The sequence below is a fragment of the Gimesia maris genome (assembly GCF_008298035.1).
GTDB lineage: Bacteria > Planctomycetota > Planctomycetia > Planctomycetales > Planctomycetaceae > Gimesia > Gimesia maris.
This window is the reverse complement of the sequence record NZ_CP042910.1, coordinates 3,111,077-3,133,448: the sequence shown is the minus strand read 5'-3', so window position 1 is coordinate 3,133,448 and position 22,372 is coordinate 3,111,077. Positions and strand designations below refer to the sequence as shown.

Below are 22,372 nucleotides of genomic sequence, written 5' to 3'. Positions count from 1 at the left end.
AACAAGGGAAGGATACAAGTTGAGTTTTTTAACGCCTCTCTATTTAGCTGGAATCATCGCTGTTGGACTTCCCATCCTTCTGCACCTGGTCAGACACCAGCCTAAGAACGTACTGTTCTTCAGCTCCCTCCGTTTTCTCGAACACAAACCGCCTCAGACCAATCGCAGAAACAAAATCGAACACTGGCTACTGCTCTCACTACGCGCATTAGCCGTCATTCTGCTGGTAACAGCCTTTGCCCGTCCCTTTTTTAAGAACTCCGATCTCGAGCTGACTACTGCCGAGCCAGCGAAACAGACAATTCTTCTGATTGACACCAGCTCCAGCATGCGCAGAGAATCACTCTGGAACCAGGCGATTCAGACGGCAGAACAGATTCTTAAAGAAAACGCGCAAAACAAGATTTCCATCTACACGTTCGATACCAGTTTACACCCGATCAAACCACTACAGACCTCACAGCAGACTGCAGAGCTCCCGTTAACAGAACTGCACCGGGAACGAATTCAACGACTGTCGCCAGGCTGGCACGCCACTGATCTGGGCCTGGCTTTAATAGAACTGGCTGCACTCCTGCAGCAACAGGCCATCTCAGATCCGACAGGAACCTCGCTGCAAAACTGCACGATAGAACTGATCACCGATTTTCAAGAGGGTTCGCAAATTGCATCCTTAGCGGATTTCTCCTGGCCCGAATCCCTGCAGGTTCGTCTGCATCCCCTCCAGACGCCTCAAACCAGTAACGCCGGACTGCAACTACTGGCGTTCGAAAAGACTCAACCTACAGTGCGAATTCTGAATGCATCAGACTCAAAGCAGGAACAGTTTTCCGTCGCTTATGTATGGCGTCCGGGTGAGCCTGAACTCACTCAGCAGATTTATGTGCCGCGCGGACAATCGCGTGTCCTGCGTCTTCCTGCTCTGGATTCAAATCTCCCTACGCCATTGATCAAACTGAGTGGCGATGATCATCCCTTTGACAACACACTTCATTTTCAACCACTCAAAACAGAAAACCGGACGATCGTCCATTATGGTATTCCTGCAGAAAATTCGATTGAGTCTCCCGATTACTTTGTAAAACGTGCGTTCCCTTCCACCCCGGAACGAAAAATTGAATTCCTGACAGTGGACCCTGCTTCACCACAAGTACTTGTAGGCACAGCAAACATGGACCTGATGATTCTCAGCCGAGAATTGTCTGGGGGTGAAATCCAGCAGGTCGATGAATTTCTCAAGCAGGGAGGTGTCGCACTTTTGTCATTAAACGATCAATCATCGACACACTCTCTGAAGTCGCTGCTATCACTCTCAAAAGAGCAAGATACGGCAACTGAAATCGAGCCCGCTGAAGTCAACGGCTATGCCTTGCTCACCAACATTGATTTCGAGCATAAACTGTTTCAAATGTTTCAGGCACCGGAGTATTCTGATTTCACGAAGCTGAAATTCTGGCGCTATCAGAAACTCTCCCTGCCAGACAGCCTGTCGCATCAGGTTCTCGCACGCTTTGATCACAATGATCCTGCCCTGGTCAGTATTCCTCGCGGTGCAGGGCGGTTAATCGTTTCCACTTTTGGGTGGACGCCACGGGAAAGCCAATTTGCTCTCTCGACCAAGTTTGTTCCCATCATGAATGCGATTTTGAATCTCAAAACAGAATTCGATGCATCACGCACACAGTTCCTGGTCGGACAGAAAGTGAAATTACCTGATCCAGTTCAGACAATTCAGATCAGTACCCCTTCAGAACCTCAGATTCAACTTGTTGCCGGGGTGCAGGATTTCTCGGAAACAGTTCAGCCCGGTCTGTATCAGATTACCACGGAAGATCGCTCAGAGACGACACATCAGTTCGCTGTCAATCTGGATATCAACGAAAGTAAAACTGCTCCAATGCCTGTAGAGCAGTTGGAAGCACTGGGAGTCAAATTGATTCAGACAGATCAAGCGACGGAGAAAGAAATGAACTCAGCCGATATTCAACGCCAGGCTCTGGTTCGTGAACTGGAACAAAAACAGAAACTCTGGCGCTGGTTGATTCTAGGGGCTCTCGCGCTGCTGGGCCTGGAAACACTGCTGGCAAAATGGTTTGCCGACAAAACACCTGCGACACGAAAGGCGTAAGTATGGGCCTGTCCGATCTCGTTAAACAACTCAATCAGATCATTATTCGCTACCAGACCAGCGTGAAACTGAGACGATTGACTGTACTCTGGCTCGCTGCCTGTGGCCTGACACTACTTTCATTATCCATACTGAATCCCGTTGACTCAAAACAGGACCAGGTTCTCCTGCTGGGAGTCATGCTGGGACTACCGGTTCTGATGGCAGTCGGAATCCTCGCCTATCGACCAGGCAATCGTTTCTCACCGGCAAATCGGCACGCCATCGCAACGATGATTGAACGCACTTACCCCGATCTGGATACCAGTCTGCTGGCCACTTTGGAACTGGAAAAAAACACTCAGGAAACGCTTCCCACATTTCTACAGAATCGGCTGATTCAACAGGTTCTCACTCACGCCAGGCAGCATGACTGGAGACAGTCGATCTCAAACCGCCGGCTGATCCTGCAAAGTACCACCCACTTGCTGTGCTTCACAGCCTGGTTTATCAGCTGTCTGAGTTGCTGGTCGTATTTAAAGGCAGCCCCGTCTGCCCCCCGTCGACCATCAACGGTAGCGACCGCCAGAAACATCTATGATGTCGAAATCAAACCCGGTACAACGGAAGTCGAGAAACATCATCCCTTACTGATCACGGCACGATTTAAGGGTAAAACTCCCGACACCGCTGAACTATTCATCAAAAACGCATCGGGGGAATCGCAACAACTGCCACTGACAAAACATCTGGATGACCCCGTATTTGCTGCTCGATTACCTGCTGTAACTGAAGGTTTGACGTATCAGATTCAAACAGCTGACTGGACTTCCGAAACATTTCGTGTTGAAGTCTATATCCTGCCTGAACTGGTCCAGCTGAATTCAAAAATCACTCCACCGGACTACACAGGGCAGCCGATTCAAAACGTGGAAGACAGTCTGAGCATCAGCGCGATTATCGGCTCAAAGGTGGAACTCGTAGCGACTTTTAGTAAACCCGTCGTGACTGCTGCGCTGGAGGCAACCGGGCAGCCTCCGCTGGAAATGATCGTCGATTCTGGCGGCCTGTCTGCACGACTCACTCTGAAAGCAGAGTCTGACCAGACCTGGAACCTGAAACTGATCGACGCCGACCAGCGAGAAAACCGAACGCCCCCCTTTGTTGATCTGGTCGTGATTCCAAACCTGCCACCTGAGATCAAAATCACGTTTCCGGGACGTGACACACGCGTCTCTCCGCTTGAGGAAGCACTCGTGCAGGGAACGATCGTAGATGATTACGGCCTGCAACAGGTGGGAATTGTATATTCCATACCCGGTCAGCCTGCCCACACAATACAGCTTAAGAATTCCAAACCGAATGATCTGGAATTCGCCGCGGAACATCTGTTATCGCTGGAACAGTTACAGGTGCAGCCTGACACTCTGATTTCTTATTACCTGTTTGCAGAAGATGTGTCAGTAGCTGGCAGCCCCCGTCGAATCTCGAGCGACATGTTCTTCATGGAAGTTCGTCACTTCGAAGAGATCTTCCGGCAGGGACAGTCAGCCGGAGGAGCCAAAGGTGGCAAGAGTGGAGGTAATGCACAGCAGGCAGAAAAACTGGCCGAGCAGCAGAAGCAGATCATCAATGCGACCTGGAAAATCATACGACGCGAAATTAAAGCGACTGTCTCGGCAGACTTCAAAGAAGATGTCAGTACACTCAAACAGGCTCAGCAGGCTCTGGTAACGGCCACCCTCGAACTGGCTGCCAAGGTAAAAGAACAGAAATCCAAGGCGATCATCGAATCCATCACAACAAAAATGCAGGAAACGGTGGCTCTGCTCGATTCATCCCTGGAAGCAGCAAAGAGCGAACCACTTACCAGTGCCCTTTCCAGGGAACAGGCCAGTTACCAGTTATTGCTCAAACTCCGTGCTCGTGAACACCGCGTTTCGCAGAATAAAAACGGCGGAGGCAGTAAAGGAGGAGGCAGCAGCCGTTCACAGAATCAGTTGCAGCAACTGGAATTGACGAATAAAAAACAACGCTATGAAACAGAAAACCAGGCTTCTACCCCCCAGGCTGCACAACCGGATCGTGAATCCCTGCAGATTCTCAATCGACTGAGAGAGCTCGCGCAACGCCAGAAAGATTTGAACGAGCAACTCAAAGCATTAGCAGACAAACAGCGATTTGCAAAAACTGATCAGGAACGCGAAGAAATCGAACGCCAGCTGAAGCGATTACGGGAGCGCCAGAGAGAACTGCTCCGGAAAGCAGATGAAGTCGCTCAGCGAATGGATCAGTCAAAACAACCCTCTTCGACGAAGTCCCGGCGTGAACTGGAACAGACGCGAAATCATCTTCAGCAAAGTTCTGAGTCTCTGAAAGAGGGACAAATTTCTCGTGCGCTGAATTCCGGAACCCGCGCGCAACAGCAGTTGGATCAGCTCAAAAATGACTTTCGCAAAAAAACTGCCAACCAGTTCGCAGATACAATGCGCGGGCTGAAGCAACAGGCAGAACAACTGGACGAAAAACAGAAGCAGATCAGTAATCAATTAGACAAGCAGCAACAGCAGGCACAAACTCAGGAACGAAAATCACTCCGCAAAAATCAGGGACAACAGGAACTGGCCAACCAGTTACAGGAACAGGAAGACCGATTGAAAAATCTGATGGAGCAAATGAAGCAGGTCGTTCAGGAATCTGAGAAATCGGAACCGCTGCTGTCGAAACACCTGTACGACGCGATTCGTAAAACCCGCCCGTTTCGACCAGAGGATGCATTACAGAATGCAGCCGAGTTTCTGAATGATGGTGATAACCAACGTGCTCAGGAAGCAGAGCAACGGGCAGCAGCGGGGATCGACACCATGAAGCAGGGGATTCAAATGGCCGCCGAGAGCGTGCTGGGAAATGACCTGGAAGCACTCAAGAAAGCCCGACAGGAACTCAAATCGCTGACATCCGAACTGAAACAGGAAGAAAGCCTGGCAGCAAATACCAACCAGGCAGATCCTGGAAAATCGCCAAAACGTGCCGCGTCCACACCTGCAGAAAACGCCCGGAAACCGGGAAATCAGCAACCATCCACTCAGCCAAGCGGGAGCAAACCTGCTTCCGGAAAAAATCAGCCAGGCCAGAAATCATCAGGACCAACTCCGTCTTCGGATTCGAAATCCAATCAGCCTGGAAAACCTGGCTCTCCCGGGTCTTCACCTGCATCTTCTCCCGGCTCTTCTCCCGGACAGGGTACAGGCCAGAAAAATTCTCCCGTCCAACTCGCTTCGGCGCAGTCAGGCTCCGGGTCTGGACAGTCAAGACAACCCCAAAATGGAACACCTGCACCCCAATCACTGGCTCCCAAATCATTGAAAGGGTCCCGCAGTTCGGGGCAAACCAGTTCTGCAGGAGGCCAGGGGGGACCTGGCAGTCCTGCTTTAGGACCACTGACCGGGAATCAGTTCCGGGAATGGTCAGATCGGATGCGGGATGTCGAAGAGATGGTGGGGGATCCGGAACTACGCAGCAAAGTCGCTCAGATCCGTGAACGTGCCCAGAGCATGCGTGCGGATTTTAAACGTCATTCCAAAGCACCTCAGGGAGACCTGGTCAATGCACAAATCCTGGAACCGCTGGTTGAACTACAAAACATTCTCTCCAATGAAATCAGTAAACGAGGCGAGGAAACATCGCTGGCACCGATTGACCGCGATCCGGTTCCGGAAAAATACTCAGACCTGGTCCGTCGTTACTATGAAGAACTAGGAAATGGAAAATGATGCATCTGGCACAGCTTCAATTTGGTGCACCGGGATGGTTTGCCATCTCTCTGACGCTCATCGCGGGAGCATTCGCATTATTAATCTACGCTTATCGTTCGCTGACTTTAAAACAGTCACTGTCAGGAGCAGCGTTATGCCTGAAACTGTCTGCGATTGCCATTCTCTCCATCGCATTGACTGAACCCTTATGGAGTGGCACACGAATTCAACCCGGTACCAATCTGTTCGCTGTCCTGGTAGACGACAGCGCCAGTCTGCAAATCAGAGACCCTGACACAGGACAAACCCGCCTGCAGCAGGTCCAGCAACTGCTTGCAGGAGAAGCAAAGAATCAGACGTCATCTCAGCCTCAATGGCTGGTTGACCTGCATCAGAACTTTTCCGTTCGGCTCTACTCTGTTGATTCGCGCGCCCATGCAAAAGCCGATTTACAGCATCTGACGTTCACTGGCAAACAAAGTAATCTCATTTCCAGTATCAATGAATTGAATCAGCGTTATCAGAAGCTGCCTTTAGCAGGTATCCTCCTGATGAGCGACGGCATCTCCGCCGGGGAAATCAGCCAGCTGCAACAAAGCGTGCCCGTGTATCCGGTTCCCATCGGCAGCGAGACTCCTTCTACCGATCTGGCAATCACGAACACGTCGGTCAGTTATTCCCCCTTTGAAGACGCCCCGATTCGTATTCTGGCAGACCTCTCCGCGACACACTGTCAGCAGAGCCAGGTCGAAACACAACTGCTGGATCAGACCGGGAAAGTTGTAGAAACAGTCACTCGTCAAATCGAGACTCCCGATCAACAGTTGCAAGTCCGGTTTCAGGTGCGGCCGGACCAACCGGGGATTGCTTTTTACCAGGTCAAAACCAGACTGATTTCGAACGCAAACCAGGAACTGACGCTGGCCAATAACCAGCGCACACTAAAACTGGACCGTGGTCGAACCGCGCATCGCGTGCTTTATGTCTCGGGTCGTCCTAACTGGGAATTCAAGTTTCTGCGTCGCGCGATTGAAGATGATGAGTACATTCACCTCGTGGGGTTGATCCGAATTGCAAAAAAAGAAGCGAAATTCGATTTTCGCAGTCGCGAAGGCGAAGAGGGAAATGCGCTCTACCGCGGATTCGACCAGCAGAATGAATCTGACCTGGAACGATATGACCAGCCTGTTTTCGTACGCATCAATACCCAGTCACCGGATGAGTTAAGCGACGGATTCCCTAAAACCGAAGCAGAACTGTTTCAATATGAGACCATTATCATCGATGATCTGGAAGCTGCTTTTTTTACCCATGACCAGCTGGAATTGATCACTCGCTTTGTGTCTGAACGGGGGGGAGGCCTGGTCATGCTGGGAGGCCAGGAGTCATTCCAGCAGGGAGGATACGACAAAACAGATTTCAAACAGCTGTTACCCATCTATTTTTCTCAGAGAACCGATTCAGAGATTGAAAGCGATTACCAGTTTGACTTGACCCGCGATGGCTGGCTGCAGCCCTGGATGCGCCATCATAAAAATGAACAGGATGAACACAAGCGGCTCGCCGATATGCCTGCGTTTAAAACGGTCAATCATGTGGATTCCATAAAACCGGGTGCGGTTTTGACTGCAGAACTCAAAGGATCACAACAATCTCGACATCCTGCTCTCGCCAGTCAACGGTACGGCCTGGGACGAGTCTCGGCAGTCATGATTGGCGACTTATGGCGCTGGCGATTAAAAGAAGACTCAACTGATCCACAGTTGAATAAAGCCTGGCGACAGTTATTACGGTGGATGACCACCGATGCGCTGGAACCGGTGAATCTGCAAATTGAAGAAGTCGCGGCAGGATCAGCTGGCACTCGAATCAAAGTCCATGTCCGCGATGAGGATTTTCAGAAACGAAGTGACTACCAGGTCGAACTGGAAGTCACCACACCGAATCAGGAAACGCTCAAATTGAATGCAGATCCAGTGGCAGATCAGCCGGGCGAATATCAGTCTGTTTACCTGCCTGATTTACCTGGCGGCTATTCCATTACGGCGCGCGTTACCACACCGGATTCAAAAACCAGTACGACAAAAGGAGGTTGGGTTCATGCGCCTGAAACTGTCGAGTTCCGATCGGTGAACCCGGATCTCTCCCTGTTAAAACAACTGGCGACAGAATCAAACGGAGAAGTCATTCCTGCTGCTCAACTGTCACGTTTTGTCCGTTCAATCGATCAACGCGAAATTCCGGTTACTGAAGAATCAATCTCTCCACTCTGGCATCATCCCTGGGTACTGCTGCTCGTTCTGGGATGCCTGTTTGGAGAATGGTCATTGCGACGCTGGAAAGGATTGCCCTGATGCATCTTGAGAAACCATATCGTTTTCTGACGGGAGTCATCTGTCTCAGTCTGCTGTTACACTGCCAGACCACTTTGGCCGATCCATCAGGTTCCGCTGAAAAGACCGAACGAATGATCGTTGTGCTGGGAGCCGAAGGAACTTCCGAATACGGTCAACAGTTTGCAGACTGGTCCAGGCGCTGGCAGCAACTGGCAGCTGACAAACAGGTTGCCCTGACATTGATCGGTGACAGCGTAGATGCACGTCATAGCGATCTGGAGCTGGTACTGCATGAACTCCACCAGCAGACAGATTATACGGCAACCTGGCTGATTCTGATTGGACATGGAACCTTTGACGGCAAAACCGCCCGCTTCAATCTGCGCGGCCCGGATCTCACTGCAGACGCTTTAAACCAATCCTGTCACGCCATTCAACATCCACTGGCGGTGATTAACTGCTTTTCGTCGAGCGCTCCCTTTCTGGAGACACTCTCTGCGAAAAACCGCGTTGTGATCACAGCGACCAAAACAGGTCATGAATTCTATTTCTCACACTTCGGTAATTTTCTGTCCCAGGCCGCCAGTGACAAACTGTCGGACCTGGATCACGATGGACAGATTTCACTGCTGGAAGCGTACCTGGCTGCCAGTCGGCAGACCTCTGAATACTATCTGGAGAAAGGGGAACTGGCGACGGAACATTCCCTGCTGGATGACAACGCGGACCAGCAGGGAACACGCGGAGATCAATTTCAGGGCTTACATCAGACTCCCGGATCAGTAACAACGACAGCATCGCTACCGGATGGATTTCGCGCGCATCAATTCATTCTGTCTACCACTCAGCGTTTGAGACTTGTCTCTGGCGAACAGAAGCAACTCAGGGATGAACTGGAAATCAAAATTCTGGAGCTGAAACAACGCAAAGCTTCATTTGCCAACCTGGATGAATATTACACACAGCTGGAACCCCTGATGGTTGAACTGGCAAACGTGTATCGCAGTCTTGATCAAAAAGAAAAGCGGATCATTTACGATTCACAAGTCGTCCCTGCCAATGCAAAAAAGACCAGTCAATAACTGGTCTCTTTGCGTATTCATTTTGAATGAATCGCTGGTTACTCGCCGGTAATTTCTTTGGCCAGTTTTTTCAATGCTTCACTCTCGATCTGCCTGACGCGTTCCCGGGTGAGCCCTAAAGCCTGACCGATTTCCTTAAGCGTCTTGGGTTCATCTCCATCCAGACCAAATCGCATCCGCAAGATATTGGCTTCGCGTTCCGGAATTTCCTTAAGCAGACGAAAGACGTGTTTCAGATTGTCGTTCTCAACCAGTTCATCATCCGGACCTTTCAGACGGTCATCGGGAATCATTTCTCCCAGGGACCAGCCGGCATCATGCTGTTCAGATTGAGGGGAAGAATTGTAAAGCTGGATTGCTTTCTTCACGATTTTCAGTTTTTTCGGTGGCAGGTCCAGCTCGCGTGCGACTTCTTCAGTCGTCGGTGTCCGATCCAGTGTATCCTGCAGTTGTGCCGTAGCGCGACGCCATTTTGTAAGCAGTTCGACCATGTAAGCCGGAATACGAATTGTCTTGGCAGAATTCACGAGAGCCCGCTTGATCGACTGCTTGATCCAGTAACTGGCATAGGTACTGAAGCGGGTTCCCATCTCGGGATCGAAGCCTTCGACGGCTCTCAACAGTCCCAGGTTGCCTTCCTCAATCAGATCCTGCAAAGGCAGACCTTTGCCTGAATAAGCGCGGGCAATATTCACAACCAGCCGCAGGTTGGCACGCACCATACGATCACGGGCTTCTTTATCCCCATGTTCAATGCGATTCGACAACTCTCTCTCTTCTTCTGCAGAGAGCAGGGCGGTTTCGTTGATCTCTTTGAGATATGTTTCTAATGGATTCTGTACGGCTGAAGAGGAACGCCGTCGAGCAGTTTTCTGCATGGAAAACCTGTTATCTATTTGTTGTTGACAAATGGTAAGCCGTTCTTGTCCCTGGCTTCCATTAGATTTGCAACCGTTCGCGGGAACTCGTTTCCTCTCGACACGATGATTCAATGACGGGTCACAGAGTAGAAAGACCTGCAACCCGTAAGATTCTTATCGGCAAGATTTGCCCGATTCCTGAATCCTGTCTGGAAAAGCAAGACGCGAAAATCAGAAACTGCAGAAACTGTATCGATTATGCGGGTCAGGCTGACTGGCGCTGCTAAAATCCCTCTGTTACAGGAGTTTTGTTCAAAATGCAGACGCTGGCATTGCATAAAAATCAGCTGATCCATCCCTATGAATACCTGTCAAACCTTATCGCTACTCGAACCGATAGCCGGTCCTTGTTCCTCGACCGTAAGTAACGAAAAAAGCGACGACCTGAAATAACAGACCGTCGCTTTCGATTTCTACACTGGAATCAGCGTGAGAGAATTACTCAGTTTTCTCTTCTGCTTCTTCTTGAACAGCGTCTTCTTGAACAGCGTCTTCTTGAACAGCTTCTTCTTGAACAGCTTCTTCTTCAACTGCAGTTTCTTCAACTGCCTCTTCTTCGACAACAGCTTCTTCGCTGGTTTCGGAAGGCATTGTAAACAGAGGAGCATCACCACCGGTTCCGCCCATCAGTTCCTTACGAGGAGCAGCAGCAGTTCCTGATTCTCCACCTTCGCCAGAAGTCGCTTCTTCTTCGATCGATTCTTCCAGCTTGCGGCTCAATCCGATCTTGCGATCGTCCGTGTCGACACGCAGGATTTTCACATCCAGCTTTTCACCGACTTTGACGATGTCCTCCGGATTTTCCACCTTGTGATCTGCCAGTTCAGAAATGTGCAGCAGACCTTCGAGTTCTTCTTCCAGTTCAACGAATACACCGAAGTTGGTAATCTTGGTGACAGTCCCTTGAACAATCGCTCCTGGCTGATATTTCTGAGGAATATCTGTTTCCCAGGGATCGGAAGCCAGCTGCTTCAGACCCAGAGCAATACGTTTGCGTTCTTCGTCCACTGAAATTACCAGGCACTCGATTTCGTCGCCTTTCTTCATGACTTCACTGGCATGAGAAATCTTACGTGTCCAGGACATATCGCTCACATGCAGCAGACCATCGACGCCTTCTTCGAGTTCGATGAACGCACCGTAGTTGGTCAGATTGCGAACAGTCCCTTTGACCTGAGCTCCTTCCGGATACTTCTTGGTGACTTCGTCCCATGGGTTGGACTGAGTCTGCTTCATACCCAGAGAGATTTCCTGCTTGTCTTTGTTGACGCCCAGGACAACGACTTCGACTTCATCGCCGATGTTGACCAGTTCACTGGGGTGATTGATGCGTTTGGTCCAGGACATTTCACTGATGTGAACCAGACCTTCAATACCATCTTCCAGTTTCACGAAAGCACCGTAGGACATCACGTTGACAACGTGACCATTGACTTTGGTACCAACAGGGTACTTGGATTCGACCAGTTCCCAGGGGCTGGGTGATTTCTGCTTCAGACCCAGAGCGATCTTTTCTTTATCGCGATCAACACTCAGGATCATGACTTCGATTTCGTCATCAATTTTGACGATCTCTGTGGGATGATTAATACGTCCCCAGCTCATGTCGGTAATGTGTAACAGACCATCGATGCCGCCCAGATCGACGAAGGCACCAAAATCGGCGATATTTTTGACAATCCCCTTGACGATCTGACCTTCTTCGATTTTGCTGAGCAGGTCCTGTTTGAGTTTTTCGCGTTTTTCTTCGATGAGCTTACGACGCGAAACAACGATGTTGCGACGGGCTTCATCAATTTTCAGGATCACACACTCAATAGTGCGACCAATGTAGTTGGCAATATCTGAAGGACGACGGATATCGACCTGGCTGGCGGGCAGGAAGACATTGACGCCGATATTGATCAGCAAACCACCTTTGATTTTGCGAACCACAGTACCGGAGACCACATCGCCTTCGGCGTGCGTCGCGATCACTTTTTCCCATTCGCGAATCCGGTCTGCTTTCCGCTTGGAGAGCATGGTTAAACCGAATTCATCTTCTACTTCTTCGAGCAGTACCTGAACCTTATCGCCGGCCTTGGGAACTTCTTCTTCCTCAGACCACTCATCAATGTGAACGACACCTTCACTCTTGAATCCGATGTCGACGAGAACCTCTTCTCCGTCCACACTCAGAATCACGCCGTCAATAATCTGATTGACATCATAGGCACAGGACACGGAAGCATACACGTCATCCAGTACCCAGTCGTTTTCTTCACCTTCCGCATCGGCATCAACTTCCGGCATGACCTCGGCAAACGCTGCATCCAGATCTTCATCGGAAATACTAAACTCTCGAATTAAATTACGATCAACCATACTATAAAAAGTCCAACTACACTTAAAATTTCGAAATTAAATTTCTGCAGGAAAGTCAGCTCATTTTGATGTCAGGGGACCAGGGATCTGAAATCCTTTAGATCAGCCGTCCCGGTGTTACAAAAGCTTCTCTTCGTTAACGATTCTGAGATACCACAAGGGGTTTCAGAATTTCCGTCAACCTGCCAATGAACGCGAACTGACAATCGAAAAAAAAAGCGAAGAGATCAGAGAATCTCCCGCAACCATCCAGTGAATATTAACTTCTCCAAAACCAGTTGTCTCACTTTGTGGTCAATGCCCAACGCATTGATCGATACACCCAGGAGATCAGTCCAGCAAATATATCAGAACCATTTGATTTAATTCCAGCCATATAGGCGGCAGAATGTGATTAAATCGCTGATTTCTTCTATTTTTTCATCGATTCTGGTTCTGTCAGATCATCCTGATCAGAGGAGACAGAACGCATCGTTGCAACATCATGAAAACCGCGAATGAGGTGCGGAGTGGATGACGGCGGGGGCCTGTTCAGTTAGTTTCGTGATTTTCTGTCTCACAGCATCAACTGAATTCGAATTATTCAAAATTGAGACTTCAAATTCCGTCTCATAACTGTCTCCTGGATCAAGATTCTTAACTCGTCCCCGTTCCCGCTCATCTGCGCGAAAATTCGGGAAATTAATGCCTGGTTCCAGACCTGTCACATACCCACTCGCCTCAGGCTGCGTATTCTTCCAGAGAGTAAAGCAGGGCAGAGTCGACTTCTTAAAATCTACCAGAAATCCCATCCCCCCCCTTCTATTGGTGAGCAAGGCAGGGGAAAAGCCATTCTCATCGGCAACGGGTTCAAAATAATATGCCTGCTCTGCATATCCCGAAGTCGGACCCAGATAGGTTTTAAATTCTTTTATACCCTCTGCAGCACGTGGATCCCGGGGGGCCATCTCTGCAAATGGCAGGCTAAACTGTGCCCCCTCTTCGAGAAATGGAGCTCCCACATTAATATGATACAAGAGTTCAGATTCAACATTATCGGCGCCTGGATTGGTCACCCGGTCACGAATTCGAAACTTGTTCGACCCCAGTTGTGTCTCGAGAGTTGATTCCAGTAACAACTGGCTGCCAAACAACATGCCTTCTCCTACTCTCCCCGTAATTCTGATCCAGCCCCCATCCTCGGGATCAAGTGTGACGCTCACAAAATGAGCGGGGGTATTCGCAATCCGTCCATGCAGCGTCAAATCGGATTCCAGAGGATTCCCGGACGGATCCCTTCCGGGCGGACCATTTGAAATCAGTCCACAGCGGCAGATCAGTTCATTGAACCCGCTGAGCCAGCCCAGGCCGCCACGTTCAGAAAGGTTCACATAAGCTGGATTGACCGGGGATTTTACCGGTGACTCCCATCCGAGAGGAGTTCCCTGGAAATCTCCCTTCCAGACGCCCATGCCTCTTGTTGGCACTATCGAGAGCGACAAGGCCCCATTGTTAACCGTAATCAGGTCGACCCCCTCGGATGTCCCTCCATGCAGTTGCTGCTTCTGAATGAACCAGCCGGGATCTCTGGAAAAGTCGGAATGGGTCTCGGCATTGAGCAGAGTTTCTTCGATCCAGGTTTGAGAACTCACATCAGTGAACAAAACTGTTGTGGATTTCATGAGCACGCCTTAACAATTGAAAAATCAGTCGTTCAGAAAATCATTATTATCAGAATAAGAGCTACGACACGGAGAATCAGTCTGACAGTATGGATAATGTAAACCGGTTTGTTCTACTTCGCCAGCATTGAAAGCAAAAAGGAAACAGAAACTCCTCTTGCAGTTACCATTTACGACTTATAATACAGAATAAGCTGTTTTAACACGTAGCAGGAGCCACATCGGGAGACGAGTGTCAAACTCTTCTCCACACGATACAGTTCAACGGTCTGCATCCTGAGCTTTTTCATATTCAATATTGTTCTGATAATTTAAAGTTACCCATGGATCACTTCTCAATGACCTCAGTTCCTCAAGCAGATGAACACGGATATCCTTATACCGACGAATGGTATAATTCACTCAAATCATCCCTGGGGGAGGCTGGTTGTCGCCAGCTTGGCTTTTATCCCATACCAGCCGATTTCCTGCTGTCCGTAGTCATTCCTATTTTCAATGAGCACAAAACCGTCGAAAATCTGATCAATCAGGTAAAGGCCGTTCCTATTCGAAAAGAACTGGTCCTGGTGGATGATGGCAGCACTGATGGTACACGAGAGATTCTGAAGAAACTGGAAGAGCAGTTTCAGATGGAAAATGATTCGCAAAACCTGGTTCGTGTGATCTTCCATGAACAGAACCAGGGCAAGGGAGCTGCCGTCAGGACCGGTTTTATAGAAGCCCAGGGCGACGTCATGCTGATTCAGGACGCAGACCTCGAATACGATCCCTCCGAATACCCGCGGCTGTTACAGCCCATAATTGAAGGCAAAGCAGATGTTGTCTATGGCAGCCGCTTCCTGGGAGATCAACCGCACCGGGTGCTGTATTTCTGGCATTACCTGGGAAACAGGTTCCTGACCACACTTTCCAACTGCTTTACCAACCTCAATCTGACAGATATGGAGACCTGTTATAAACTCTTCAAGAAGGAAGTCATTAAAGAGATTGCACCGGGACTGTGCCAGAATCGATTCGGAATCGAACCAGAACTCACAGCGAAAGTGGCACGACGCCAGTGCCGTATCTTTGAAATGTCAATCAGCTACGACGGTCGCACTTACGATCAGGGCAAGAAAATCGGCTGGCGGGATGGCGTGAAGGCAATCTGGTGTATTGTCCGCTACGGTCTCAAGGATTGACGACAGCACAGGACCTGATGCATTAAGGTCCCAATTATGAAGCACTTAATTTATTAATTGCTTACCTGATCCTTTCTAAAAACTGGTCTGCCAGCATTGCCTGTGACACAGATTTTCCCATAGAATCAGCAACATGTTACTGAAACTCAGAAAGAAACATCTGTCACCTGTAATGTCGCAGTACAAATTTCCGCATAGACGGCTGATTCGACGCGAATAACACACCATGAGCAATGCAGTTATCAGCAAACAGTAATAGATCTCAGTAAACGAACGGAACATCATATGGCCTCTCCTCCGGAGAACCCCCAGGCAACTCCTCCCAAAGGCAAAGCTCCTCAGAAGCAACCAGGCAAAGAAATTCAGAATAATACCCCATCGACCGGTCCCTGGCTGATTATCCTGCTCATTCTGGTGATCGGCAGCCTGATGTTGATGAAAACCTCGCCGGAAAATACCGGTTCGAAGGTGGATTACAGCTTCTTTATTTCAGAGCTCAAACGGGGGAATGTTGATTCGGTTGATTTCCACGGAGATATCCTGACTGGAAAATGGAAAACTAAGCCTGAGAATCCTGATAAAGAGAAAAAAGATGAAAAGCTGGCCGAAGAATTTAATACCGTTCTGCCTTCGCATCCGGTGGAAGACCGCAACCTGATCCCCGAACTGGAAAAACAGGGTGTGACTTTCAAGGCGGAAAGCACGAACGTCGGCATAGGCGCCTACATTCTCCCCTGGTTAATAGGACCACTGCTGATTATTGGTTTCTTCTGGTTCATGTTAAAACGATCTTCGGACCCCATGGGCTCCGGCATGCTCGGTAATTTTACCAAAAGTCCGGCAAAACGGTTTCGACCCTCTGAAGAACAGACCACCTTTGATGACGTGGCTGCCATGGAACAGGCCAAGGCGGAATTGCAGGAAGTCGTGGAATTTTTGAAGACTCCCGCCAAGTTTCAGCGACTGGGGGCTCAGATCCCAAAAGGCGTGCTGCTGATGGGGTCTCCTGGAACAGGAAAAACACTGCTGGCTCGCGCGACCGCAGGCGAGGCAGGAGTTCCCTTTTATTCGATCAATGGTTCTGAATTTATTCAGATGTTTGTCGGCGTTGGAGCCAGTCGAGTACGCGACCTGTTTCGTACAGCCAAAGAAAACGCGCCCTGTATCATTTTCGTTGATGAAATCGATGCCGTGGGACGAATTCGAGGCGCCGGTCTGGGGGGAGGCCATGACGAACGGGAACAGACTCTGAATCAGATGTTGAGCGAGATGGATGGCTTCCAGCAGAATGAAGCAGTGATCATCATCGCTGCCACCAACCGCCCCGATGTACTGGACCCGGCTTTATTGCGTCCCGGACGCTTTGACAGACATATTACCGTGGATCGGCCCACCAAAGACGGTCGGGCCGCAATTTTGAAAGTGCACTCGCGCAAGATCCCGCTTTCAGAAGATGTTGATTTACAGAAAATTGCTGCCGGTACGATTGGGTTCTCCGGCGCTGATCTGAAGAATCTTGTGAATGAAGCAGCATTGTCGGCAACCCGTTTGAATAAAGACCATGTCGACGACGAAGACTTTGACAACGCCCGGGATCGAGTCCTGATGGGACCGCCTCGCGAAGAGATCCTGAGCGCAAAAGAAAGAGAAATGACAGCCTATCACGAAGCAGGCCATGCACTGCTGGCCTGGTTACTGCCGGAAATTGACCCGGTACATAAAGTAACCGTTATTCCTCGCGGCAGAGCGTTGGGTGTGACTCAACTTCTCCCCGATGAAGAGCGTTACAATATGGGAGAGAAACAGCTTCACTCCCAGCTAGCGTTCATGTTAGGCGGACGCGCTGCAGAAGGCATTGTGTTCGGTGAACACACCGCTGGAGCAGCAGATGATATTAAACGTGCCACACAGATCACACGAAAAATGGTGGGGCAGTGGGGCATGAGTGATGTCATCGGACCAGTGGCATTCCGCCACTCCGATGAAAACCCGTTCCTGGGGAAAGAGATGAAATCTCAAGGCGAATGCAGTGAAGAAACGGCACACGTCATCGACCAGGAAATGCAGCGATTCATGAATGCTGCTGAAGAACGGGCCGAGAAAATATTAACAGAAAACAGGGAGAAACTTGATCTGCTGGCAAAAGCACTCGTAGAACAAGAGGCCATTGACAGCAATGACATCAAGCGTTTGATAGGGATTTCGGTTCGAGAACAGGCAAGTCTCGACAGTTTAAAACAGTCTGGTTTGGACAGCGAAAGCAATCCGCAACCAGAGTAATGACCCCATCACGGTTGCCTCGGCGCAGAACGAGTTTTCTCCTGCCTCAGCAGGAAAACACAGGATATGAATCCCAAAAAGAAAAAGAAGAAGAAAAAACCAGTTAATACCAGTTTTTCACAGTTAGGACTGAATGAAAAAATCCTCAAGGATCTGAGTAAAGCGGGGTACGAAACCCCCAGCCCGATCCAGTCGGAACTGATTCCCATCGCTGTTACTGGCCAGGACTGTATTGGCCAGGCACGCACAGGAACCGGCAAAACGGCCGCATTCTCACTCCCCGTGCTGCAGCAACTTGATCTCAGGCGCCCCGGAATGCAGGCCCTGATCCTGGCACCCACCCGCGAATTGAGTGAGCAGGTAGCCGCTGAAATCCGGAAACTATGCACTTCGAAATCGTTAAGCATCGCAGTACTGGTAGGAGGCAAACCGGTCCGCCCCCAGGAAAACCAGCTGAAAAAGGGGGCGCAGATCGCCGTAGGAACTCCCGGACGTGTCATCGACCACATCAACCGGGGAAACCTCCAACTGGGCACACTGGGATTTGTCGTGCTCGATGAAGCTGACCGGATGCTAGACATCGGCTTTCGTCCGGATATTGAAAAAATTCTGCGAAAATGCCCTGAGAAAAGACAGACCCTGCTACTGTCTGCAACATTACCTCCTCCGGTTGAGCGACTGGCAAACCGCTATATGCAGAACCCGGTAATGATCGACCTCTCTGAAGATAAAGTCAGCGTCGATGCCATCGACCAGTACTACATCACTGTCGACCCTGACCGTAAAATCAAACTGTTGTCCCGACTGTTGTTTCAGGAACGACCGAAGCAGACGATTGTGTTTACACGTACGAAACGCGGTGCGGACAAGCTGGATCGAATTTTCTCTAAAAAGCTCAAAGAAGTTGCAGCCATCCATGGTGACTTACCACAACCGAAGCGCGATCGTGTGCTGAAAAAATTCCGCGAAGGGAAAATCAGACTGCTGATTGCCACCGATGTGATGGGGCGTGGAATTGATGTCAGTGGTATTTCCCACATCATCAATTTCGATATCCCGGAATTCAGTGATGACTATGTGCACCGCATTGGTCGTGTCGGACGTCTCTCTTCCGATCAGAAAGGGGCTGCTTTTACTTTTGTTGCACCTGATGAAGGAGAACAGCTGACAAATATCGAAAACCGGATCAATCATATGGTGAAGGAGTTTCGCGTCGACGAATTCGAAGCCTATAAACCTCAAAAACCCCGTAAGAAGATTGAAAAAGTTTCACACCTGGGCAGCACCGAGCACCTCATCAACCCTGACTTCGGTGATTTCTAACTTGATCAGACATGCTGCTCCAGAAACGCTTCGATGCGGGGCAGCATGACTTCATGTGCATCTTCAAACACATAATGACCGGCATCGGGAATTCGCAAGGTTTCCGCTGCCGGGAAGCGTCGTTCAAACTCATCGAGAAAACTGGTTGTAAAACACCAGTCCTTTTCACCCCAGATCAGCAGCATGGGATGCCCGGTGAACTGCTGCAGCCCCTCTTCGACATGCTGCAGAGTCTGATAACTGGGGTGTGAAGACTTCAAAGGAATATCTTTCACAAACTGATGGACGGCGACGCGATGCTGCCAGTTATCGTAAGGCCCCAGAAAACCGGCTTTGACTTCGGCAGACATCCGCTCGGGTTTCTCAACCGCCATTTTCACAGCAGCCCCGGAAAACAGATTCAAACCTCGCACTCCCCATGCGCCCAGAAAAGGAATTCGGCAGACAGCAATACGCAGCGGGATCTCCTGTGAACGAAAGGCGGCTGTATTCATGAGCACAAACTGTTGAAAGCGATCCGGCAGATCAACGGCAGCCCCCATACCAATCGCGCCCCCCCAATCATGTGCAAATAACGTAATCTTTTGCAGATCCAGTTCCTGAATCAGGGTTTTCAGGTTTTCGATGTGTGTCGCCAGCTGATAGGAATATTGCTGAGGTTTATCAGACAACCCACATCCCATGTGGTCGACCGCGATCACACGGTACTTTTGAGAGAGTTGCTTGACCAGACGTCGCCAGGCGAAACTCCAGGTTGGATTGCCGTGCACCATCAGCAAAACCGGTCCTGCGCCTTCATCCAGATAGTGATATTGATGACCGTCGATCTTCAACCAATGAGATTCAAACGGGTATTCATTTTTAATCTGATCACGAAAAGTCATGCGTAGTTCTTTAAACGTTGAATAGGTCAGCCTGAACAGCAGCTGTCGCGTTTCATTACAGTTGGATAGTAGTACATTATGATCTGCATACCTTATCGCGATTTCCCGTATCTGGCGAGGGAACGATCCAACGCTTTTAAAAACCGCTCCAGATCATCACGCTGATGCGCACTGGTCACCGAAATTCGCAGTCGCGAGGTCCCCTGAGGTACGGTGGGAGGTCGGATTGCCCCGACAAGAAATCCAGCAGCCTGTAAATCTGCTGCAATCGACATCGTTCGTTCAGGATCTTCCAGAATCACGGGAATGATCGGTCCGCTAGACGTAACGTCAGCCAGAAGTGATCGATGTGCCAGTTCCTGGCGCAGAAATACGGATAGTTGATGCAGATGCTGTTTGCGCTCTGGTTCTGCCTTAATAATCAGGAGAGATTCACAGGCCGCTGCACAGATTGCCGGGGGCAGGGCAGTCGAATAAATTTGTGTCCGTACCCGGTTCCAGAGCCAGTTGATCAGGGAATCTGAGCCAGCCACAAATCCTCCCATGGCTCCCAGCCCCTTACTGAGCGTACCGATGCGAATGGTGACTCTTGATTCCACATTCAATTCTTCAGCCAGTCCGCGTCCCGTCTCGCCCCAGACTCCCGTCCCGTGAGCTTCATCCACCACCAGAGCTGCGTGATATTGTTCTGCCAGATCGCAAAGCTCAACCAGAGGTGCCCGGATTCCATCCATACTGAAGATCGAATCCGTCACAATGATCGTTTTTCCCTCACCCGTTTTTTTATCCAGTTCCCGTTTCAGCTTTTCCAGACGATCATGACGATAGACGCGGAACGCTGCCCCTGCGAGTCGACATCCATCGATCAGGCTGGCATGATTCAGACGATCACAATAGATTGTGTCTCCCTCACCCGCGATGGCAGACACGACTCCCAGATTTGCAGCATAACCGCTGGGAAACAGAATGGCCGCGTCCGTTCTCTCAAAATCAGCAAGTCGTTGTTCGAGTTGAGCATGCCATTCCGTGCGACCGCTTACCAGGGCACTGGCGCGAGCGCCAACCCCCATGACCTGTAATGCTGAAGCAGTTGCAGAAATCAGGCGCGGGTCGTGAGCCAGATTCAGATAGTCATTACTGGAGAGATTGATCAGTTTCTGACCTTCCAGCAGACAGCGTCCGTTCGGCAAAGGACTGAAGGTTCGTCGAGTTCGAAACAAACCCTCCTTCCGGAGCTTCTGCAGGTCGTCTTCTATCCAATCCGGAAATTCAGAAGAGGACATAGTCACGAATACCTGATTTGAGATTGAAAGCCGATTCCAGTTACTTCAGCGCGATGACGTGATTGCTCAATCGTTCAAAGCCATCTTCCGTGATCAGGTAGTTATGCTCGATCCGCATCCCGCCGACCCCTTCCACATAAACACCTGGTTCAAGCGTGACGACATCACCGGCAAGCAGGGTATCGATGCTTTCCGGTACCAGAATCGGTGCTTCGGGAAGTCCCAGTCCCAGACCGTGACCGGCATGATGCTGGAAGTTTTCTTTGTAGCCAGCATTCCAGAGGGGAGCGGCGGTCGCTGCATGTACTTCGGCACATTTTGCGCCTGCTTTGAGTGTTGACTCGCCTCCCTGCATGGCGGCCTGGCAGAGACCGAACAGTTTTTCCTGTTCAGCACTCGGTTCGCCAACTGCGATCGTATTGGTAAAATCACTGCGATAACCGTGAATCACCACGGAGTAATCCAGAACAAACAGATCCCCGTTCTCCAGAACATGACCGGAAGGCAATCCCCCTGCTTTCGGTACAGCAGGTGTCGAAGCACGAAAATCGCCATAAATAATGACCGGCAGACCAGCAGCCTGCAGGACCGCTGCCTGAACCTTGCGGAAGATGTCGAATTCACTTTTCCCCGCTGCGACGACTTCCCGCGCACACGCATGTCCGGCATCACAGGCTTGCATGCATTGCTTGAGTAAAGCAATTTCATCGTCATGTTTCTGACGACGTAATTGACGCAGGACGCTTCCCAGTTCCAGAGTCGCATCGGTCTGAGTGATTTCCAGCTCCTGCAAGGCACCTACCGGCAGCCATTCTGCTTCTATGGCACCGGGGCGACCTTTGAGTTGAGGTACCACCGATTTCAAGGCTTTAAAGAGCGCATGATCGCGGTTTTCGACTGAGTGCTTGTGATCGTACCAGGTTTCAATCGCTTCATGATCGACATAAAACTCGGCAGCGGAAGAACGAAGCGTGAAATTATCACCAACCAGAGTGACCCCTTTTTCACGGTCCAGCAGTAACAATGCCCGCTCACCCCGGGAAAAGCTGCAGGGCTGCACCAGGAAGTTGGAAAGATACAGAACATGACGGGGATCCGCGATCAGAATCCATTCCAGGTGATCGGGAACCGTTTCCCACAATCGTTTCTGTCGTGCCAGACAACCTTCTTGAGTCAGCATGCTTTATACGCCCTTT

The 22,372-nt window shown here is 50.1% G+C and carries 13 protein-coding genes; 7 read left to right on the top strand and 6 right to left on the bottom strand.

Annotated features, from left to right (window positions below; all coding sequences use genetic code 11):
* Positions 1–19 precede the first annotated feature (19 nt).
* The 4 genes from GmarT_RS11680 to GmarT_RS11665 are packed head-to-tail and all read left to right on the top strand — an operon-like array spanning position 20 to position 9,280.
* Positions 20–2,128: a BatA domain-containing protein gene (locus tag GmarT_RS11680; protein ID WP_002648327.1), complete on the top strand. Its 2,109-nt coding sequence runs from the start codon at positions 20–22 to the stop codon at positions 2,126–2,128.
* Positions 2,129–2,130: 2 nt separating this feature from the next.
* Positions 2,131–5,880 carry a hypothetical protein gene (locus GmarT_RS11675; protein WP_002648328.1) on the top strand — a complete coding sequence of 1,250 codons (3,750 nt, stop codon included), beginning with the start codon at positions 2,131–2,133 and terminating at the stop codon, positions 5,878–5,880.
* Positions 5,877–8,216 (top strand): glutamine amidotransferase, encoded by a 2,340-nt coding sequence (locus GmarT_RS11670; protein ID WP_002648329.1) that lies wholly within the window; start codon positions 5,877–5,879, stop codon positions 8,214–8,216. Before GmarT_RS11675 ends, GmarT_RS11670 begins: the two co-directional genes overlap by 4 nt.
* The gene (locus GmarT_RS11665; RefSeq protein ID WP_149302736.1) at positions 8,216–9,280 is read left to right on the top strand and encodes a hypothetical protein; all 1,065 of its coding nucleotides are present in this window, start codon (positions 8,216–8,218) and stop codon (positions 9,278–9,280) included. The genes GmarT_RS11670 and GmarT_RS11665 overlap by 1 nt, the downstream gene beginning before the upstream one ends.
* A gap of 38 nt (positions 9,281–9,318) precedes the next feature.
* On the opposite strand, the gene GmarT_RS11660 is transcribed toward GmarT_RS11665, so the two are convergent.
* The 3 genes from GmarT_RS11660 to GmarT_RS11650 form a co-directional block, all read right to left on the bottom strand.
* A complete protein-coding gene (locus GmarT_RS11660; RefSeq protein WP_002648331.1) occupies positions 9,319–10,158 on the bottom strand; it encodes a sigma-70 family RNA polymerase sigma factor in 840 nt (279 codons plus the stop codon).
* 480 nt (positions 10,159–10,638) lie between these two features.
* Entirely contained in the window at positions 10,639–12,564 is a 1,926-nt protein-coding gene (rpsA, locus tag GmarT_RS11655; protein WP_002648332.1) for a 30S ribosomal protein S1, read from the bottom strand.
* 482 nt (positions 12,565–13,046) lie between these two features.
* Positions 13,047–14,225 carry an aldose 1-epimerase family protein gene (locus GmarT_RS11650; RefSeq protein ID WP_002648333.1) on the bottom strand — a complete coding sequence of 393 codons (1,179 nt, stop codon included), beginning with the start codon at positions 14,223–14,225 and terminating at the stop codon, positions 13,047–13,049.
* A 338-nt stretch (positions 14,226–14,563) separates the two neighbouring features.
* Here GmarT_RS11650 and GmarT_RS11645 point away from each other — a divergent pair, with 338 nt between their 5' ends.
* The 3 genes from GmarT_RS11645 to GmarT_RS11635 all read left to right on the top strand — a co-directional run bounded on the left by GmarT_RS11645 (position 14,564) and on the right by GmarT_RS11635 (position 19,009).
* Positions 14,564–15,406: a glycosyltransferase family 2 protein gene (locus GmarT_RS11645; protein WP_002648334.1), complete on the top strand. Its 843-nt coding sequence runs from the start codon at positions 14,564–14,566 to the stop codon at positions 15,404–15,406.
* A 285-nt stretch (positions 15,407–15,691) separates the two neighbouring features.
* A complete protein-coding gene (gene ftsH, locus GmarT_RS11640; RefSeq protein WP_002648335.1) occupies positions 15,692–17,686 on the top strand; it encodes an ATP-dependent zinc metalloprotease FtsH in 1,995 nt (664 codons plus the stop codon).
* A gap of 66 nt (positions 17,687–17,752) precedes the next feature.
* Positions 17,753–19,009, top strand: a complete 1,257-nt coding sequence (locus GmarT_RS11635) for a DEAD/DEAH box helicase (RefSeq protein ID WP_002648336.1) — start codon at positions 17,753–17,755, stop codon at positions 19,007–19,009.
* Positions 19,010–19,014: 5 nt separating this feature from the next.
* On the opposite strand, the gene GmarT_RS11630 is transcribed toward GmarT_RS11635, so the two are convergent.
* The 3 genes from GmarT_RS11630 to GmarT_RS11620 all read right to left on the bottom strand — a co-directional run bounded on the left by GmarT_RS11630 (position 19,015) and on the right by GmarT_RS11620 (position 22,356).
* A complete protein-coding gene (locus GmarT_RS11630; protein WP_002648337.1) occupies positions 19,015–19,893 on the bottom strand; it encodes an alpha/beta fold hydrolase in 879 nt (292 codons plus the stop codon).
* A gap of 92 nt (positions 19,894–19,985) precedes the next feature.
* The gene (gene bioF, locus GmarT_RS11625; protein WP_230682332.1) at positions 19,986–21,113 is read right to left on the bottom strand and encodes an 8-amino-7-oxononanoate synthase; all 1,128 of its coding nucleotides are present in this window, start codon (positions 21,111–21,113) and stop codon (positions 19,986–19,988) included.
* A gap of 103 nt (positions 21,114–21,216) precedes the next feature.
* Positions 21,217–22,356, bottom strand: coding sequence for a M24 family metallopeptidase (locus GmarT_RS11620; RefSeq protein ID WP_149302729.1), 1,140 nt, complete (start codon positions 22,354–22,356; stop codon positions 21,217–21,219).
* Positions 22,357–22,372 lie beyond the last annotated feature (16 nt).

Bases quoted from the DNA above. Each gene is read 5' to 3' on its own strand.
- GmarT_RS11675 (WP_002648328.1), top strand. From the start codon at position 2,131: ATGGGCCTGTCCGATCTCGTTAAACAACTCAATCAGATCATTATTCGC.
- GmarT_RS11670 (WP_002648329.1), top strand. From the start codon at position 5,877: ATGATGCATCTGGCACAGCTTCAATTTGGTGCACCGGGATGGTTTGCC.
- GmarT_RS11665 (WP_149302736.1), top strand. From the start codon at position 8,216: ATGCATCTTGAGAAACCATATCGTTTTCTGACGGGAGTCATCTGTCTC.
- GmarT_RS11660 (WP_002648331.1), bottom strand. From the start codon at position 10,158: ATGCAGAAAACTGCTCGACGGCGTTCCTCTTCAGCCGTACAGAATCCA.
- rpsA (WP_002648332.1), bottom strand. From the start codon at position 12,564: ATGGTTGATCGTAATTTAATTCGAGAGTTTAGTATTTCCGATGAAGAT.
- GmarT_RS11650 (WP_002648333.1), bottom strand. From the start codon at position 14,225: ATGAAATCCACAACAGTTTTGTTCACTGATGTGAGTTCTCAAACCTGG.
- GmarT_RS11645 (WP_002648334.1), top strand. From the start codon at position 14,564: ATGACCTCAGTTCCTCAAGCAGATGAACACGGATATCCTTATACCGAC.
- ftsH (WP_002648335.1), top strand. From the start codon at position 15,692: ATGGCCTCTCCTCCGGAGAACCCCCAGGCAACTCCTCCCAAAGGCAAA.
- GmarT_RS11635 (WP_002648336.1), top strand. From the start codon at position 17,753: ATGAATCCCAAAAAGAAAAAGAAGAAGAAAAAACCAGTTAATACCAGT.
- GmarT_RS11630 (WP_002648337.1), bottom strand. From the start codon at position 19,893: ATGACTTTTCGTGATCAGATTAAAAATGAATACCCGTTTGAATCTCAT.
- GmarT_RS11620 (WP_149302729.1), bottom strand. From the start codon at position 22,356: ATGCTGACTCAAGAAGGTTGTCTGGCACGACAGAAACGATTGTGGGAA.